Source organism: Neobacillus vireti (assembly GCF_036962345.1).
In the GTDB taxonomy this organism is placed as follows: Bacteria; Bacillota; Bacilli; order Bacillales; family Cytobacillaceae; genus Neobacillus; species Neobacillus vireti_A.
The window spans coordinates 25,758-43,568 of record NZ_JBALNB010000003.1; the positions used below are offsets into that span (position 1 = coordinate 25,758).

The 17,811-nt window shown below is 37.5% G+C and carries 19 protein-coding genes and 1 pseudogene; 3 read left to right on the forward strand and 17 right to left on the reverse strand.

Annotation, left to right across the window (positions count from 1 at the left end; genetic code table 11):
- Positions 1-3: 3 nt before the first annotated feature.
- Positions 4-1,479 carry an NAD(P)/FAD-dependent oxidoreductase gene (locus V7108_RS01540; RefSeq protein WP_335567203.1) on the reverse strand — a complete coding sequence of 492 codons (1,476 nt, stop codon included), beginning with the start codon at positions 1,477-1,479 and terminating at the stop codon, positions 4-6.
- 177 nt (positions 1,480-1,656) lie between these two features.
- Positions 1,657-1,833, reverse strand: coding sequence for a YjcZ family sporulation protein (locus tag V7108_RS01545; RefSeq protein ID WP_335567204.1), 177 nt, complete (start codon positions 1,831-1,833; stop codon positions 1,657-1,659).
- A 121-nt stretch (positions 1,834-1,954) separates the two neighbouring features.
- Between V7108_RS01545 and V7108_RS01550 the strand changes: the two genes are divergently transcribed.
- Positions 1,955-2,542: a DUF502 domain-containing protein gene (locus V7108_RS01550; protein WP_335517132.1), complete on the forward strand. Its 588-nt coding sequence runs from the start codon at positions 1,955-1,957 to the stop codon at positions 2,540-2,542.
- Between the two features lie 20 nt (positions 2,543-2,562).
- Here V7108_RS01550 and msrB read toward each other — a convergent pair whose 3' ends face one another.
- From msrB to rsgA, 3 genes are all read right to left on the reverse strand, one after another.
- Complete coding sequence (gene msrB, locus V7108_RS01555) at positions 2,563-2,997, reverse strand: peptide-methionine (R)-S-oxide reductase MsrB (RefSeq protein ID WP_335517129.1); 435 nt, start codon at positions 2,995-2,997, stop codon at positions 2,563-2,565.
- Positions 2,987-3,478, reverse strand: a complete 492-nt coding sequence (gene msrA, locus V7108_RS01560) for a peptide-methionine (S)-S-oxide reductase MsrA (protein WP_420489098.1) — start codon at positions 3,476-3,478, stop codon at positions 2,987-2,989. Before msrA ends, msrB begins: the two co-directional genes overlap by 11 nt.
- A gap of 304 nt (positions 3,479-3,782) precedes the next feature.
- Positions 3,783-4,853, reverse strand: a complete 1,071-nt coding sequence (gene rsgA / locus V7108_RS01565; RefSeq protein WP_420489152.1) for a ribosome small subunit-dependent GTPase A — start codon at positions 4,851-4,853, stop codon at positions 3,783-3,785.
- 308 nt (positions 4,854-5,161) lie between these two features.
- On the opposite strand from rsgA, the gene V7108_RS01570 reads away from it, so the two are divergent.
- On the forward strand, positions 5,162-5,908 hold the full coding sequence (locus V7108_RS01570) for a DUF4397 domain-containing protein (protein ID WP_335567205.1): 747 nt from the start codon (positions 5,162-5,164) through the stop codon (positions 5,906-5,908).
- A 34-nt stretch (positions 5,909-5,942) separates the two neighbouring features.
- On the opposite strand, the gene V7108_RS01575 is transcribed toward V7108_RS01570, so the two are convergent.
- The 6 genes from V7108_RS01575 to V7108_RS01600 all read right to left on the reverse strand — a co-directional run bounded on the left by V7108_RS01575 (position 5,943) and on the right by V7108_RS01600 (position 11,911).
- Positions 5,943-6,521: a YpmS family protein gene (locus tag V7108_RS01575; protein WP_335567206.1), complete on the reverse strand. Its 579-nt coding sequence runs from the start codon at positions 6,519-6,521 to the stop codon at positions 5,943-5,945.
- 6 nt (positions 6,522-6,527) lie between these two features.
- Positions 6,528-7,352: an SGNH/GDSL hydrolase family protein gene (locus V7108_RS01580; RefSeq protein ID WP_335567207.1), complete on the reverse strand. Its 825-nt coding sequence runs from the start codon at positions 7,350-7,352 to the stop codon at positions 6,528-6,530.
- Positions 7,353-7,461: 109 nt separating this feature from the next.
- Entirely contained in the window at positions 7,462-8,037 is a 576-nt protein-coding gene (locus V7108_RS01585) for an SCO family protein (RefSeq protein WP_335567208.1), read from the reverse strand.
- A 75-nt stretch (positions 8,038-8,112) separates the two neighbouring features.
- Entirely contained in the window at positions 8,113-9,273 is a 1,161-nt protein-coding gene (locus tag V7108_RS01590; protein WP_335517113.1) for a Ger(x)C family spore germination protein, read from the reverse strand.
- A complete protein-coding gene (locus V7108_RS01595; protein ID WP_335517110.1) occupies positions 9,257-10,378 on the reverse strand; it encodes a GerAB/ArcD/ProY family transporter in 1,122 nt (373 codons plus the stop codon). The genes V7108_RS01590 and V7108_RS01595 overlap by 17 nt, the downstream gene beginning before the upstream one ends.
- A 12-nt stretch (positions 10,379-10,390) precedes the next feature.
- Positions 10,391-11,911 (reverse strand): spore germination protein, encoded by a 1,521-nt coding sequence (locus tag V7108_RS01600; RefSeq protein WP_335567209.1) that lies wholly within the window; start codon positions 11,909-11,911, stop codon positions 10,391-10,393.
- Positions 11,912-12,092: 181 nt separating this feature from the next.
- Between V7108_RS01600 and V7108_RS01605 the strand changes: the two genes are divergently transcribed.
- A complete protein-coding gene (locus V7108_RS01605; protein ID WP_335567210.1) occupies positions 12,093-12,983 on the forward strand; it encodes an MBL fold metallo-hydrolase in 891 nt (296 codons plus the stop codon).
- Between the two features lie 31 nt (positions 12,984-13,014).
- Here the strand turns inward: V7108_RS01605 and V7108_RS01610 are convergent, their stop codons facing one another.
- The 6 genes and pseudogenes from V7108_RS01610 to V7108_RS01635 form a co-directional block, all read right to left on the reverse strand.
- The gene (locus V7108_RS01610; protein ID WP_335567211.1) at positions 13,015-13,857 is read right to left on the reverse strand and encodes a DegV family protein; all 843 of its coding nucleotides are present in this window, start codon (positions 13,855-13,857) and stop codon (positions 13,015-13,017) included.
- Positions 13,858-13,989: 132 nt separating this feature from the next.
- Positions 13,990-14,282, reverse strand: a pseudogene (locus V7108_RS01615) (DUF2535 family protein).
- A gap of 331 nt (positions 14,283-14,613) precedes the next feature.
- Positions 14,614-15,228, reverse strand: a complete 615-nt coding sequence (locus V7108_RS01620) for a cell wall protein (RefSeq protein ID WP_335567212.1) — start codon at positions 15,226-15,228, stop codon at positions 14,614-14,616.
- An 80-nt stretch (positions 15,229-15,308) separates the two neighbouring features.
- Positions 15,309-15,995 carry a TasA family protein gene (locus tag V7108_RS01625; protein WP_335567213.1) on the reverse strand — a complete coding sequence of 229 codons (687 nt, stop codon included), beginning with the start codon at positions 15,993-15,995 and terminating at the stop codon, positions 15,309-15,311.
- An 84-nt stretch (positions 15,996-16,079) separates the two neighbouring features.
- Positions 16,080-16,649, reverse strand: a complete 570-nt coding sequence (gene sipW / locus V7108_RS01630) for a signal peptidase I SipW (protein WP_335567292.1) — start codon at positions 16,647-16,649, stop codon at positions 16,080-16,082.
- A 38-nt stretch (positions 16,650-16,687) separates the two neighbouring features.
- Entirely contained in the window at positions 16,688-17,650 is a 963-nt protein-coding gene (locus tag V7108_RS01635; RefSeq protein ID WP_335567214.1) for a SipW-dependent-type signal peptide-containing protein, read from the reverse strand.
- Positions 17,651-17,811: the final 161 nt, after the last annotated feature.

Sequence of the window (17,811 nt, forward strand, 5' to 3'; positions counted from 1 at the left end):
AATTTAGCGGGTTGAGGCCATTACAACTTCTTTTTTTCCTTCTGTTGATGTTTTCCGAATGATGTCTCTTGCAATCCAGACGCCGCATGCACTTGCTTGGGCAAGACCGCGGGTAATGCCTGCTCCGTCTCCGCCAACATACAAGCCGCTGATTTCTGATTCAAAGCGTTCATTGAGTTTTGGCCGGGCAGAGTAAAACTTCGCTTCGACTCCGTAGAACAAGGTATGTTCAGAAGCTATCCCCGGTGTTACTTGATTCAATGCTTCTGTCATTTCAATTAAACTCTTTAGGGTGTTATATGGAAGAACTAACCCTAGGTCACCAGGAACCGCCTCTTTCAATGTCGGTTCGATGAAACCTTCTTTAATCCTTTTTTCAGTCGAACGACGCCCTTTTAAAATATCACCGTACTTTTGGACAATTAAGCCGCCATTTGAAAGGGAATTCGCAAGGCGTGATACTTCGTGTGCATATTCAGTCGGCTTATCAAAAGGCTCTGAGAATGTATGCGATACTAATAAGGCAAAGTTCGTATTCGGGCTGCCTAGCTTCGGATCCTTGTAAGCATGTCCATTCGCAAGCATGATACCTGAATGATTTTCAACCACAACATGTCCTGAAGGATTGCTGCAAAACGTCCGTACTCTGGTTCCAACGGATGTATTAAAGACAAATTTACCTTCATACAAATGTTCATTGATTTCCTGCATTACGATGTCGGATGTCTCCACACGAACACCGATATCGACTTGATTGCTTGTCATCTTCAGGCGGCGCGACTTCAAGATTTCAGTCAGCCATTTCGAACCATCACGTCCTGGAGTAATAACAACCTTATCTGCATACAGATCCTTATCCCCTTTTAGCTTAATCCCCGTAACGATATACCCATCCGGTGTTTTTTCGGTAATCAAATCTTGGACTTCTGTTTTAAAAGACATTTCGACTTTATCATTTAAGTATTCGAAGATACTTTTCATTATTTTTAAGTTTTGCTCTGTTCCGAGGTGTCGAACCTGAGCACGCAATAATTTTAATCCCGCTGCAAAGCCCCGGCGTTCAATATCTTTAACCTCATCTGTCATCGGATCTGTAATGGTATCTGTTGCACCATGAGATAAATTAATTTCATCTACATATTTAATCAAATCGATGACTTGAGAATCTGACAGATAATCGGTCATCCAGCCGCCAAATTCACTCGTTATATTAAACTTACCATCTGAATAGGCACCTGCTCCACCGAAACCAGCAGTGATTGAACAAGCAGGTAAACATCCTGCATACTCTTTCCTGCCCGCTGCTGGAGGGCATTTTTCAATTTTATTATCTAAAATCGGACAATTTCTCCGATAAATATCATGTCCCTTATCTACTAATAGCACCTTTGCATTCGGCATTTTTAGCGTAAGTTCATAGCAGGTAAAAATCCCTGCTGGCCCTGCACCCACTACGATAACATCATATCTATTTTCCATTGTCCAAACCTCCAAGACGTATGTATTTACTGAACCATTGGTAAATATATCAAAAAACATTCTTTCAGTCAACAATAAAAACGAACTATATTTAAATTCAACAAAACATCGTTCGTGTTTTACGCTTTTTCAGAAAATAATAAAAAAGACTCAGGCTTTTCACCTGAATCTTTTTGTTTAGCAATAGCTAGCACCAATGATGATCAATAGGATAAATAACACTACGATTAATACGAATGTGCCATGCCCCCATCCGCAGCCACCTACTACTGGTGCTGCATAACCAAAGCCACATCCACCAACTGCTGGTGCTGCATAACCCATGCCACAGCCATCATACCCATAACCATACATACCTATTCACTCCTCTGAGTTTTTGTCAGTTAACACTCTTAATTTATGTAATAGGTACTTGACCCGTCTGTGCATTCGCCTATATTATGAGAATCAATGATAAAAATCTGTAGGTGATAGTTTGAAAACTTTATTGAAGAACTTTGTTAACGGTATTTTGACGATTGTTCCCATTATTCTTGTAATTTTTGTAATTTACAAAACTTTTTTGTTTCTCGATGGTTTGCTCGGAAACACATTAAGACCTTATTTACAGGAAGATTACATTCCCGGAATAGGTTTGCTCACAACGATTGTTTTAATTACTCTCTTGGGATGGATGTCTACAAAATTTATTACAGGGAGCATTATTAGACTGATTGACAAATTGCTGGAGAAAATTCCTGTTGTAAAAACGATTTATTCGGTGATAAAAGATACCGTCCAATCATTTTTGGGGGAGAAAAAGTCTTTTTCAAAAGTGGCTTTAGTCGTTATTCCAGGAACACAGATGAGAAGTATGGGGTTTATTACTTCCGAACAGTTGGAGGATTTTTACAGCCCTCTGAAGGATCATGTAGCCGTCTACGTGCCGCAAACCTTTCAAGTAGCTGGATTTACCTTTTTAATTCCAAAGGAACAAGTTGAAATTATTGATGTTAAGCCAGAGGATGCCATGAAATTTATCCTCTCTGGCGGAATGACCTCTACTTCCAAAGCAAAAGGATAAAGCCGCGAAATCGCGGCTTTTTACTCTTCGTCAAATAGCTTCTTATATGCTCCGTACCCTTCTTCATCAAGCTTTTCAATTGGAATAAAGCGTAAGGCAGCCGAATTGATACAGTACCGTAATCCAGTTGGATCTGGACCATCATTAAATACATGACCTAAATGGGAGTCAGCTGTCTTACTTCTTACTTCAGTCCGAACCATAGAATGGCTATAATCTTCTTTTTCCAACACTTCTTCTTCTACAATTGGCTTGGTAAAACTCGGCCAGCCGCAGCCCGCATCATACTTATCCAGTGAGCTAAAAAGCGGCTTTCCAGAAACAATATCTACATATATACCGTCTCTCGTTTCGTTCCAATAGTCATTTCGAAAAGGAGGCTCTGTCCCGTTATTTTGGGTTACTTCATATTGAATCGGCGATAATTCCTTTTTTAATTGTTCCTTATTTTTCATTTTTCTCCCCCCAATGTGTTTGAATAAAACCGGCTCTCCCTGACCCTACATGATATCTTTCATAATGTGCTTGATTTTTTTTATAGTAATGCTGGTGGTATTCTTCGGCCGGATAGAAGGTTTTTGCTGGTAAGATTGGCGTTACGATTGGTTTTGTGAAACGACCGCTATCTTGTAAGTTTTGTTTTGATTGTTCAGCAAGTTCCTTCTGTTTTTCATTATGATAAAAAATCGCTGTTTGATAGGACTGGCCTCGATCGTAGAATTGACCTCCGGAATCGGTTGGATCAATTTGCTGCCAATAGAGTTCAAGCAGTCTCTCATATGGAAAAATTTCCGGATTAAATGTAATCTGAACGGCTTCATAGTGCCCCGTTGACTCGGAACAAACCTGCTCATATGTAGGATTCTCAACATGTCCTCCGGTATATCCAGATAGGACAGTGATAATCCCTGGCTGCTCATCAAACGGCTTCACCATACACCAAAAACAGCCACCGGCAAAGGTAGCCAATTGTTTATTCTCTTCCACGTTCCCACCTCTTTGGAATATATTTGCTTAACTATGAGTATACCGAAACTTTGTAAAGAAATACAATTTGCTGTCTAAAAAGTGGGGAATGGAGATATATCTGCGTTTCTTTCCATATATCTGCGATAAATCAAATATATCTGCGTAAATTCAATTATATCTGCGTTAATCCAAATATATCTGCGAATCCCCTATCTCCCCCCACCAAACCAATCAAAAAGCCGAACCCCATCTCTAGGTTCGGCTGATATAACTAGTTAATTTTCTTTTTATGTCTCATTTGTTTGGTGATGTTCTTCCACTTTTTCTGTTCCTCTGTTTGGGCACGTTTGTCGGCTTTCCGTTCGATATAAGCAAGTTCTTTTTGCAGTTTATTGTAGCTCGTTAGACGTCCCGCTGGAAGTATTCCTTCTTCAATCGCCGAAACGACTGCGCATCCTGGCTCATCCTGGTGTTTACAATCTCTGAATCTGCAGTTCTCTGCCAATTCATCGATATCCGAAAACGTTTCAGTTAAACCCTCTGAACTTTCCCACAGCTGCAATTCCCTCATTCCTGGGGTGTCAATCAGCACGCTGCCGTTAGGAAGTTGAATGAGTTCACGATGTGTCGTGGCGTGGCGCCCCTTGTCATCACCTTCACGGATTTCCTTTACCACTTGTTTTTGATCACCTAATAAAAGGTTCGTTAAGGTTGATTTCCCTACCCCAGAGGACCCTAACAAGGCAATGGTTTTTCCAGGCTGTAGGTATGGTTCAAGCTTTTCAATACCAGTCTTCAATTCGGCACTTATCGCAATAACAGGAACCCCGCCAAAGGCGATGGCCTCCACTTCCCCAAGCTTCTCTTCGAGATTTTCACATAAATCTGCTTTGCTCAAGACAATAATGGGATTCGCACCACTCTCCCATGTAAGGAGAAGATATCGCTCAATCCGACGTAAATTCAGGTCATCATTAAGCGAATTCACGAGAAAGACCGAATCCACATTGGCAGCAACAATTTGTTCCTCAGCCGTCCTGCCAGCAGATTTCCGTGAAAATTTGCTAAAGCGAGGCATAACCGAAAAAATCGTACCTTTTCCTTCCTCTACCCGAGGTTTTAGCATGACCCAATCCCCGACAGCAGGATAATCCTCACGACTCAACGCTTCAAAGTTAAATTTCCCGGATACTTCACATAGTAAATCTCCATGCTCCGTCCAAACCCGATACATGTGCTTATGTTCCAAGGCTACGCGGCCAATTATCATCTCTTCGCTAGGTTTTCCTGCAAGAAAATCGTTATTTATTTGTTCAGTTAGTCCGATTGTTTGTAAATTCATCCATATTCCTCCAAAAAATTGTAAAATAAAAAACCATAGGCAACACAGCCCATGGTTTTATTCACAAAGGAATAATGGGTATAGATTCCCCTCTATAGGGTGAACCTGCGGGCTGTGCAAACGATATTGAAATTAACGGCAATTAACGTATTTTCATTTAACATTACACTTCACCCGCCTTCCGACTTATTTGTATTAAGTATATGTTATCAACATCCATTTGTAAACAAAAAATCCAAATATAGACACCCACCTAAACATGCTTGAATAAATTAATTTGTAAAGTACTAGAGAAAGGAGCGAAGGGTATGCCTGGAAATAAAGATCAATCTGAATATCTTCAAAGAGCCGCAATGTATGATTTACTGGCTCACAACTTTAAATACACTAGCCCCAACCTGCATATGCATTACTATTTGAAACATCTAAAATATATGAATAAGGCCATGACGGTGCGCAACAACCAGCAATCTCAAGTTGAAGGAAGGGTCAGATTCCTTCATACCTCACCCGATGCCCCCGATGTTGATATTTATATAAACGGGCAAATGCAAGTGAAACGTCTCCCATTCAGAGTGGCCAGCAATTATTTAGCTTTAAAGCCTGGAAAGTATCATATTGATATTTACCCAACGGGAAATTCGGTGGATAGTGTGCTCAATAAGAAGATTACCGTGGAACCTGGGAGGACTTATACGCATGCAATCATTGATTCTGTAAAAAAATTGCGGTTGCTGCCATACCTCAATCAACCTGAAGTACCTCTTAATGAATCAAAAATACGTTTCCTTCATTTATCCCCTGACACAGGAGCCTTAGATTTTGCTGTGAAGGACAGAGATGTTGTCTTCCCGAACATCTCCTATAAACAAGCTTCTGAATATTTGGGAATCATGCCAATGACGGTAGATTTGGAATTAAGAGAAGCAGGAACGAAACAAGTTGTCCTCTCAATGCCTAAAACCAAGTTCCGTCCAAATGAAACCTATACCATCACCTTGATTGGCCATTCAAATGGAGAACCAGCTTTACAGGCGCTGATTTTGAAGGATTAAAGAAATAAGGTGGCTCACTTGTCAATGAGTCACCTTATTCAATGGGAACGAGTATAGTAAAGCCAATATCATCTTTTATCAAATCAAACCTATTGGCTTTTATTTTTACATCACTTTTTAATTTTAACTGCTGCATGTTTACGTAGATAAGTTTATCATTTGGTTGAATGTCCACACCATTAGGGAGCTTATAATTTTCTTTTATGAATTTTAGTACATACGATACAGGCAAATGTAGGCTGCCAAGAGATATCGACTGCTGTTTTAAGACTAAATCACCATTTTCTAATGCCTCTGGTTTAAAAGTAAGCTTTAAATCCAACTCTTGGCTGAAGAATTGGATGGCTCCGTACAACTCCACTTCATTCTCCAGGCGGACACTATATTCAACCGGCGAATCGCCGGCTTCTTTTTTAATATACTGGTTAATTAATCGATTTAAATCATCCTTATTGGATGTTACTTCGAAAGAAACACTATTGTTATTGGGTACACCAGGATGAATTTTTCCATTTTTATCTGCAGGTATAAAAATCAAAGATATTAGAAGGATCACAATCAAAGCATTTAACCCTAATAAAAGAAAGAATCCCCTTTTCCATTTATTTATCATAGAAAACTAATTCTCCTCTTTACTGACCATGTACGCTTTCTTAACGAGATCAGGTAATGTCCGTTCTTCTAACGTTTCGTTCAATCGCTCAGCAATTAATTCATATCCCTTATCATTGGGATGAAAATTGTCACTATGCAACAGATTTTCTGTTGGATGAAGAAATATATCTTCAATTCCAACAAAATAAGCATTGGAATAATTGGCAACAACCTGCTGGCTGGCAACGTTCCAGTCTGACACAATCTGGTCTAGCTCTTTTATATCAGAAAACCATTGTGAAAAGGGATTGTATACTCCCACTAAAACAATATAGGCCTCGGGATTAACCCGGATAATAGTGTTTATGATTTGATACAGATTATTAATATATTCTTCTCTTTCCTTATCAAAAATGGAAAGCTGGAGATTTGAAATATTGTCCTTCACGACCTTCATAATGTCATTGCCGCCAATTGTCAAAATCACCAAATCAGCTGTAGAGAGAGTATCTCTCATTTCCTCTTTTTGCAGCCTTTTTAATAATTGCGTGGTTTGATTACCCTTGACACCGAAGTTGTAGAAATCAACTTCCTTAATTCCCTTTTCTTCCTCGAGCAAAGTTCTTAAGTAAGGCAAATATCCTCCATTTTTTGTACTATCGCCAACACCCTCTGTTAAGGAATCACCAGCAGAGACAATCTTTATCTCCTTTGGGACAAAATCAACTGGAACCTCTTCGTAAACAACAGCTGAAGCAGTACGTTCTTTATGCAAATCCCAACGATCGGGCGGACTGCAGGAACTTAAGAAAAAAGTCGAAAGAAGGAGAAGGGTGAAAACTTTTTTCATTTACTTCACCACCCTCTACCTAATAATATTATAACATAGCAAAAATAATTCAAAACATGCTAGTACTATATCCTATTTATCCCCAAAAAAATAGACCTCATAAAAAGGTCTATTGCAACGCCTTCATATCTTTCATCATGTCATCATATGGCACTTCTTTATATCCGTCGTAAATTTTTTTAACTTTACCATCCGGTCCAACTAAGAAAAAGTATGTTTGATGAATTACTTGATTGCCCTCTTGCGGCTTTTTTACTAATGTCTTGAATGTTTCTCTCGCATACGTTTCAATAAACTCTTGCGTATAACCTGTCAAAAAAGTCCAATTGGTTGTATCTAACCCGAAATTTTTTGCATAAGCCGAAAGCACTTCTGGTGTGTCAACGGTTGGATCGACACTAAATGAGACAAACTCAACATTTTTCAAATCTTCATCTGCTACCATTTTTTGCAGCTTGGTCATATTCGCTGTCATTGGCGGACAAACATCTGCACAATTAGTAAAAATAAAATCAGCGAGCCAAATCTTTCCGTCTAAATCCTTCTTTTCAAATGGCTTATTTTCTTCTGTTACTGCAGTAAAATCATTCACTGTGTAATTGAGCGGATTCTCAATCCCTTTTTGTCCACAAGCAGCTAACAAAAACAATCCAATCAAGAAAATAACCAAAAATCGTTTTTTCACTATAATCACCTGCAGCCTTCTTATTTTCGTGAATAGTGTAACAAATATTCACTTAAGAAGAAAGAAAACCGCTTATTAATCCATTGTACCTGTTCGGGCGATTGTATTTTTTACTTGGATATCAAATTTAGCATTCTTGAATAATTTTTTCCATTTCTCTTCTGAAATAGGCTTCCCTCGGACATGAGCCATGTACACATTCCCAATACCAACAGGATCCACTTGCTTTTCTTGGAAATATAACAGAAGTTTTTTTATTTCATTTTCCATTTCCTTATTTATTTTTTTCTCTATAAACTTCATATTTTCGGGTTTGCCTAAATTTAAAAAATTCGTGGTTTCCAGTAATCTAGAATCCATGCTAACCTCTACTTTAAAACGCAGGTTCTTTTTGTCCACTAGCTTAATTTTTGTGTTGCTGCGCAAATTATCGATACTGATAAACAATTTATTATAGATTTTCTCAAAAGACCTGCCGCCATGTAGGTTGATAATCTTTGCGAATTCGCCAGGATTAAATTCTAATTCCTTTGACCCTGTTCGATATTCATCTATTAAAAGTTTTAAATAAAAGAGCTTATCATTATTTAATCTTGCTACCATTTTGTCATCATTGAATAGTGCAACCCCCGAAATGGCTACTTTGTCTTTCTTTACTTGTAAGATTGGCAGCACTGGATCCTGTCCGTAGTCAAAGTAGTTATGATTAAATTCATGAAGGGTCGGCGAGATTAAGAGTTCCCTTTCAACATTTTGCCTAATTAAATTATATAAGTATGTCCCAATGTTTATCTTTATTTTTTTCTGACTCATATTAATGACTGAAAAAGCATCTTCTTCAGCAATGGTTAGATAAACCATATTTCCCACAGTCGGATCACGATTAAGAGCATTTACAAGCTGGATAATTCCTTTTTCCGCCAACTCCTTGCTATATACGACACACCGGAGCTGCCCCATTTCAAGTCTTTGGTCGGTGGCTAGATTTTCCTCGGACCTTAATGTTTGGAGGGTATTCGCATTTGCGGATATCAAGTTGGTCATAACTTTGGCCATTGGATCAAATTTCGTAACCGATACGGTGCCCTTAATTTCGTTCTCTTTCTTTAAATCAAATCCGATTGCCGTAATGAGCCCCAATCTTTCCAATTGCTTTGTTTCTACTCCACAGCTTGTAAGCAGGAATAAGGAACTAATTCCCATCAACATTTTTAGCCATTTACGACGTTTCCGCATGCTTTCTCACCCTCCTTTTATACCATTTTTTTATGAAGACAATACTTGCAAGGACAACAGGATAGCAAAACGCAAGGAAAAAACCTGCCTTTGCTATTACATCCGTAACCATATTCATCTGGTATCTAGACTGAATAAAGAAGGTTCCTGCAAAGGTAACAATAGCAATAATCCAAATACCCGATTTTTGTTTTTTTCCTAAGATTCTTGAAAAACCTTTTGAAGCTGCCCAAAGATAAAAGCACATATTTGGAAGAATAATCAACATCCAAAAAGATACGGCAATAAATTCAAACCTTTCCAGATTAGGCAGCCGAACAATCTTAAACATCGATAAAACTGGCCAGATGGTCTTTTCCAAGCTATTAGAAGCAAAGAAAACAATGGAAACGAGTGTTGCAAGTGTTAACATGATGGTTGTAATGAAATTTCCAATTTGAGCAAAAACCATTGCCTTTCGTTTTTCTTTTACAAATGGATAAACAAACATAATGAGCTCAAAGCCCAACATGGAGAATGCGGTACTGTAAGACCCTCTTAGCAGTTGTTTCGTATTCACATTCATAATTGGAAATAAATGTGTAAAATCACCGAATTTGAAGGGGACAAATAGGACAAAAGCAAGCCAAATGGTTCCAACAACGGAAAAAAATGCAACTCCAACAACTACCCTGATACCGCCAAAAACTGCATATATCACCAACAAAATCAGGACAAGTGAAAGCTCCCAGGATGGCAATGTCGGGAATATCCAGACTTGAACAATTTCAACGTAGTTCATTAATATAATAAAAAAAGTAGATGTCATATATATCATGTAAATAACATTCAAGAAATGTCCTGCCCATTTTCCAAATACATCAACATGAATACCATACAAATCTGCACTATCATACTGTTTGAGCATTTGAATCATAAATACCAAAACAACGGATGTTAACAGGCCGGCTAAGAATACAGAAATCCAGGCGTCATGTTTTGCTTCTAAATATACAATCCTCGGAAGCCCTGCCATTCCCACTCCAACCTGTATCGAGTGGATGATAAACACGAGCATAAATGCATTAATCAACAAACCTTCTTTTGGATGTAAATTCACCTTCATCGTTGTTCGCTCCTATTCATCTACATCCTTTTTTTGCTTCGCCTTCTTTTTAGGAAAGCGTTCTTTGTCATCAGTTCGATTGGTTAAGGGGCGGAAGGAAAGGTATTGCGGCGGCAGTTTGAAAAAACTATACCCAATATCTTTTATTCTAGTAGGATATATAGGTGTTAGATAAGGCCCGCCAATGGTCTCCAACCTGAGCAGGTGGATAATAAAAAAGCAAAAGGCAAGCATGATCCCGATACCACCCCAAAGTCCTGCCATCAATATGATTGGAAACCGAATGATACGAATCGCGGTACCCATTAAATAACTAGGGGTTGTAAAGGAACCGAGGGCACTTAACCCCAAGATGATAATCAGGATATTGCTGGTAAACCCTGCCTCAACTGCTGCCTGCCCAATTACGATACCTCCAACGATACCCATGGTTTGACCCACTTTGGTCGGCAGCCTTGCCCCTGCCTCTCGTAATAATTCTATAACAAATTCGAGGAGTAGCGCTTCAAAGACAGGTGGAAAAGGAACCCTCGCTCTTGATTCTCCCAACGAGAGGAGTAATGGGGAAGGAATTACTTCATAATGATAAGTCAAAACAGCTACATAAGCCGGTGTTAGTAAAACTGATAAAAAAGTTGCCACCAGCCGAAGGATCCGTAAAAACAAACCCATGTTCCAGCGCATATAAACATCTTCTGTGGATTCAAAAAAGGCGAAAAAAGATGTAGGACCATAAAGAGCGTCCGGACTCCTGTCCATTAAAACGGCCACTTTTCCTCTATATAATGCGATGGACACACGATCAGGGAGTTCGGTTGTCATCAACTGTGGAAATACAGACCAGCTATTACTCTCAATATACTGACCTAGTACAGTTGACCCAGGAACAAAATCCACGGTAAGATCCTGAACCCTCTGCCTAAACGTGTTTATACTCTCTTCATCGGCAATCCCCTTAATATAAACAAGCTTCGCTTTTGTCTTTGATCTTTTGCCAACTGTTAAGTCTTCCGTACATAAATCCTCTTCCTTTATGTTGTTCCTCAATATATTGATGTTGCCTTGCAGGGATTCCGTAAAAGAGATTTTCGGACCATAAACAAGGGATTCCGTTTCAGCTTTTTCTAGGCCTCTTACAAGCTGTTTACCAACATCTGCAAGGATTCCATATGGCTGTCCTTCTGCATAAATATACACTTTTCCCTCGTTAATTCCCCCAACGACTTCATCTAACTGATTAACAGCTGTAATCGAGGCAATCGGTAACACTTTTGCTATCGCTTCACACGTCCATTCTTCTATTTCCTTATGGTTCATAATGGACCGAATGACAATATCATCGAGTCTTGTTGCATCAATTAGACTGTTCATTAGACAGAAAATAAGCTTCGCCCCGTCCTTTTTCAACGTTCGAAAGACAAGGTCTGATCCGACATTTAATTCCGCTTTTATTTGCTCCATCAATTCTTCCAAATCTAAACTATGAGCTTTTGGTGTTTCTTCTGCTTTTTTACCAGACAACCATTTAAACATAGACAACACCTTTTAATTCAATTTTTTTTAGCATTACCAAAACAGCCTTTTTTACCCTTAAAAAATAGATGGTGGATGACAGCAGAGCATGATAGTTTAATGAATTTACAAGATATGGTATCATGAATGGGTATTCATTCAACAGACAGAAAATTAAGTCTATTTAGCAGAGGTGATAGTAATGCAGCAAATCGGCCCAATTTGGATCATTGAAGGTCCAAATCAGAGTAAGGTTCCCTTTTCTCGAAGCTTATATATTAATAGTAAAGATAAAGTGCTTATCGATACTGGAGCAGACCCAACTGAACTTAAGGCACTCAATGAACAACACGGGGTTGATTTGATCATCAATACTCACTACCACCCCGATCATACCTTGCATAATCATTTGTTTACGAATGTCGAAAAATGGATTAACCCACTGGAATTTGAAACGATTCAATCAATTGAAGGAATTGCTCGTGAAAATGGAGTTTATCAAGAATGGGGTCCGGAAGGTGTTGACGTATTAAGGAATCATATGCCTAAGGAATGGGTGCAAAACCTTGGGGGTATTTCTGGAACCTATCAATATGAGGAGGAATACAACTTTAGCGGAGTGAAAGTAAACTTTCTTCATACACCCGGTCACACAAAAGGATATGTAACCCCCTATTTTACTGAATTAGGCGTCGTTTATGCAGGGGACTTTGATATGACTTCCTTCGGTCCATGGTATTTTGGCAGCGATGGAGATATCGAGAAGTTCATTAAATCTGGTAAACAACTAGTAGAGTTGGACGCTAATACCTATATAACTGGTCATCAAAAAGGAGTTTTCACGAAACAGGAATTTATGGAGGCAATGGACAAATTTTTAGCGATGATTGACCAACGTGATGAAATGATCGATAAATATGTTCGTCAAGGGATGAACTTTGAGGAACTCACAAATATCGGGATCTTTTATCCGAAAAAAATACTCAATACGATTATTATAAGAACATGGGAACGAAGTGGGATTCGTAAGCATTTGCACCGGCTAGGCTTTCACGTTCACGAATCATCAGAAATATTGTTGGTAAATAAATAGGGATGGTGCCAATGGCAGCCATCCCTATTTATTATTCCGTGTAATACATTAAAGCAATAGCGCCTGGTCCGGTATGTGTACTGATGGTTGGGCCTGTGTACCCAACTGAGATATCGTGGTAGCCGGTTAATTCGATAATAGAGTCCTTCACTCTATTCGCCAATTCGTGGGCCTCAGCATGAACAATACCCACACCACGAACAGTTTTTCCTTTGATATCTTCTGCAAATTGTTTTGCAAGCCATTTCACCACTTGGGAATGACTGCGAACCTTAGCAACCGGGTTGTATTCTGCACCTTCAAGAGATGCAATTGGCTTGATATTGAGCAACGAACCAATAAATGCCTTCCCTTTCCCAATTCGTCCGCCTTTCACCATGTTCTCGAGGGTATCAATCATAATATATAGTTTTGTGTTTTCACAGACCTTTGCAAGGCGTTCAAGAATTTCTTCCATGCTCTTACCTTGCTTAGCCATTTCAGCCGCTTCTCGAACTTGAAATTGAAGAGCAATGGAAATAAATTTGGAATCGAGGACGGTTACTTTTGTCCTTGTCATCTGTGCTGCACTTTCTGCAGAGCGAACCGTTCCGCTCATTTTCCCAGTCATATGTATCGATAAAACCTCATAGCCTTCGTCGCCAAGTTTGTCATATACTTCAAGAAAGGTACCAGCAGAAGGCTGGGAGCTTTTCGGTAATTCCTCTATATTTTTCATCGTTTCCATAAATTCAGCAGGTTGAATTTCCACTCTGTCTAAATAGGTTTCGCCATTGATGGTTACTGACAGAGGCACGATCACAACACCTAGCTGTTCCGCTTGTTCTTTTGTCATATCCATCGTCGAATCCGTGACAATCTTAATCTTGCTCATCTACTCACATCCTAGCGTTTACTCCTATGTATTATACAGGTTCACTGTCCATTACGATATACATTCCCCTATTTTCATGAAATTAATTGTGATAAATAAAAGAACACTGGGGTAGCCAGTGTTCGATAAGAATTATGCGGTGTTCTTTAATTCTGGTACGGTAAACAAAGTTTCATAATCGGGCCATTTCAACACCGTTTTCAAATATTCTTTGAAGGAATAGCATTTATTCGGTTTGGTTAACTGGTAAACCGAGTTGATAAAATACTGTAAACGGACTTGAACATAAATGAATAAGGGCTGCCTTCCTCCAATAAAAGAATTTCAATCACTTTAACCTTCTGTCTAATTAAATTTTTGAACTGTAGGGTTTTCAATAACAAAATATCAATCCTTCTTTTCACACGTTTGGGGATAGTATACACCCCAGGCTATATGAATTGTGTCTAAATCTACTTTGTTTGGAAAATTTTTATGAATAATTATTAGGTGTTATACATTGAAGGGGCAAAAAACAGGGTCACTGTCAGATTCCTTGTTAACAAGCCGTTTGAGGCGAATTTGTATGTTTTATTATTGGGGATATTTTATTCAATAGAACCAAGGATACTTGGTGGTGTTTGGAGCAGCGCTTTTTGTACATTTCGTGGTAACTCCATAAACTGTGTTTTTGAGTCAAATGTAATTCTATTAAAAAATATGTATACCAATAAATTAAAATAAGACCTTGATTTTCAAATTAGAACCAAGGCCCTGCTATACTTGATTATCCAGCTTATTTCTTCTCCTAATGAAAAACTGAATTGTAGAACCTGTTAAAATTAATATTGATCCTACTACTAAAATATTAAACATATCTGTACTTGTATTAGGTAGTTTAGGTCCGTCAGCTGGGAGAACCCCACCTAAAGTTCCTTCAACAAAAAATTTAAATTGAAACTCAGAATTTAGACTTTGAAATTCATTACCCAACTCATAAGGAATATAAATACTTATTATCATATCTTCCTGTGTATTCCTTTTTAACTTTCTAGAATCTAGTTTATTAAAATCTTTTATTTTTCCTTTGTATACTTCTCCATTATTATCTGAAACTGTTAAAATTAATTCATTATAAAATTTTTCAGATCCATTTAAAAAGCGATTTGAAAAAAGGTATTTAAAGTCTTTGGAACCTTTATTTTGTATTTGTAGAACTTTTGTAAACGAATCTCCGGGTTTACTATTTATGATTTCAAAAAATACATTTTGTGGACTTGTTGCAATATCAATTTCTTTTACATTTTCTTCTGCATTTGCATTTATTATTGAGAAAGTAAAAAACAAGCAAATAACTAAAAGAATATTCCGAAAAATTATTCTTTTTAGCATTAATTTCACCCCACTATTATATTTAGAAAAAGGTGGGTAAAAACCCACCTTTTTAATAATAGATCTTTATCAAGTAATATTTAAGGCTTAGTTACTTCAGGATTAGCGTTATTCCCATTATTTGGTCCAACTTGGGACTGTTCAGTACCTGGAGTTTGTCTAGCATCGAATGTAAAGTCAACTTTAACTGTCTTACCTTGTAGTTCATTTTGTGGACTTCCTGTTTCAGGGAATTCAATAATCATACGTAATCTATCTTTTCCACCAGCAGCGATACCTAGTGGAGTTAGATTAAGGTCTCCATTTTTTAAATACTGGGATTTGATTTTTCCTTCAAAATCTTTATCAATTGCTTCTCTTAGTGTAATATCTTGAGCGTTAAGAAGTAGATAACCTTCGCCGTCAACTGCACCTGGATCAACAAAAGGAGGATCAGCATGAACAAAATACTTTACAGTTAATGTCTCTAATAAATTTGAATCAGATCCTGCATCTTTCCATGTCATAAATGTATCACCTATATCTACACTACCATTGTTCGCTAAAACAAATTGCCTTTCCCAACTTTGACCGGGTTTAATATCTATTAAGTCAAAGTTAATTGGGAATTCCCATGCTTGTTCTAGATCAAGTGTTAATTCACCTGACACAAATGCATTATGAAGTGTCGCTGTGTCATTAAAATAAGCAAATGTTCCTCCACCAATTAATGATAAACCTAGTGCTGCAGATGCCATTCCTAAACCTAATTTCTTCTTAATACCCATTATTTTCTCCTCCAATTTTCCCCTCACTTTTGAGGTATGTAGTTTTATATTGAACCCTTATGTTTTACATAAGGAGTGCAACCATTAAACAGTTTCTTGAACATCTTTTTGTTTTCCCTTATCAATTTCTTTGAGAGCTTTAAAAATTGAAATACCCGAATAGGCTAGTAAAAGTAGGCCTGGTAAAATAAGTAGCAAAGCGGTTCCATTTTTTGATTTAGCATAATCCAAAAAATATCCTACATAAGGGATTGTAAATCCAGAATATTTTGCTATTACATTTTGCGCTATTATTGGATTGCTGTCTTTAGAGTGGTTGTTATCACCTTTCGTGATATACAAGGTTTGATCATCAATTTTATTAACATCAATAATTCTATGTGTTATTAATTTGTCCTCAGATTCTTTAAATGTAACAATGTCATCCTTTTTCAGATTAAGTGCATTTTCAACTGGCTTTACTGCAATTATCGAACCAGTCATAAATGTTGGTTCCATGGAACCGGAAAGAACTGTTTTTAATTGGTAGCCCAAGAAATTAGGTTCGCCACCTGAAGCTTTAGACGAAACTACTACAAAAATCATAAAGATTAATAGTAAGAATAGAATTCCAGTTATTATATTGCTTGTAATCTTCCAAACTTTTTTTGCCATCATATAAACACCACCAATTAATTTTATTAAAATTCTTTCTACTCTTTTAGAGGTACAGTTACAGTTACACCTGATGATTCATTACCGGAACTATCTACTGTAGTTACTCTATACGTCACTTTATCATTGGATGTTAATTTAATATTTTCACCTTTTACATTATCCTCAATAAGTGTCGAATCAGCTTGGTTGTATATCCTTACATGACTGATTCCAGTTGGGTTTTTCCAAGATAATTCGATGTTTTGACTATTCCCATTTCGGATTCCTTTTAGGTCAGTGACATTTTCAGGTAACACACTAGGACTATCTTCACCACTTGTAGTAACATCAATATTTAAACCTAGTGATTCTTTCCCTGAATTATCAACTGTTGTAATCTTGTAACTATACTTAGTAGAAGGTAGTAAGTTTTCATCAATAAATATTTCTTCTATTAAGTTATCAACGACTGGCTTTTCACTACCGTTTTTGTATATTCTTACAAACTTAACATTTGAAGGTTTAATCCATGTTAATGTAATTGAATTACTTGTATGTGTTTCATTAATTTGTTTAGCTTCAGAACATGGTGCGTTTGTATGATCATCACAGCCGCCTTTATTATGGCCTGGATTATCAGGGTCGGTATGTTCTCCTGTATTTTGATCTGGTGTGTCTGGACCATTTCCAATTCCTGCATTATCTTTACAATATTTATGCCAAAAATCAGATCCATTTTGTACATCCTTACAAAAATCTTCTGATACACTTATTGAACCCTCAATGGTTTCAACATCATTAAAGTAAGCGCCAGTATTTGTTGTTAGGTACGAACCAGCTATAATTAGCAGATACCATATTGCAACTAACTGAGCTGCTATGAGGAGATTCTTGCTTTTCTTTCTGAATTTTTTCAAACGAGATTTTCGGATGATAACCCCCTCCTCATTCGTTCTAAATAATATGTAATTTTTCAGTCGCAGTTTATTAAGAACGAAGTTGGTGACTTTTTCTTTCATTTTCATCAACTTCCTTAGACACTATTTTTTGTTCGTTCTTTGTAACGAACTCATAAGTTGAGTATAGGGTAAAATAACGAACTTGAAAAACCTCAAAAACGTCCGTTTTTTCTCAATAAAGAACATTTTTATAGAAATATCTCGTTGTTCCTCCCGTTTTC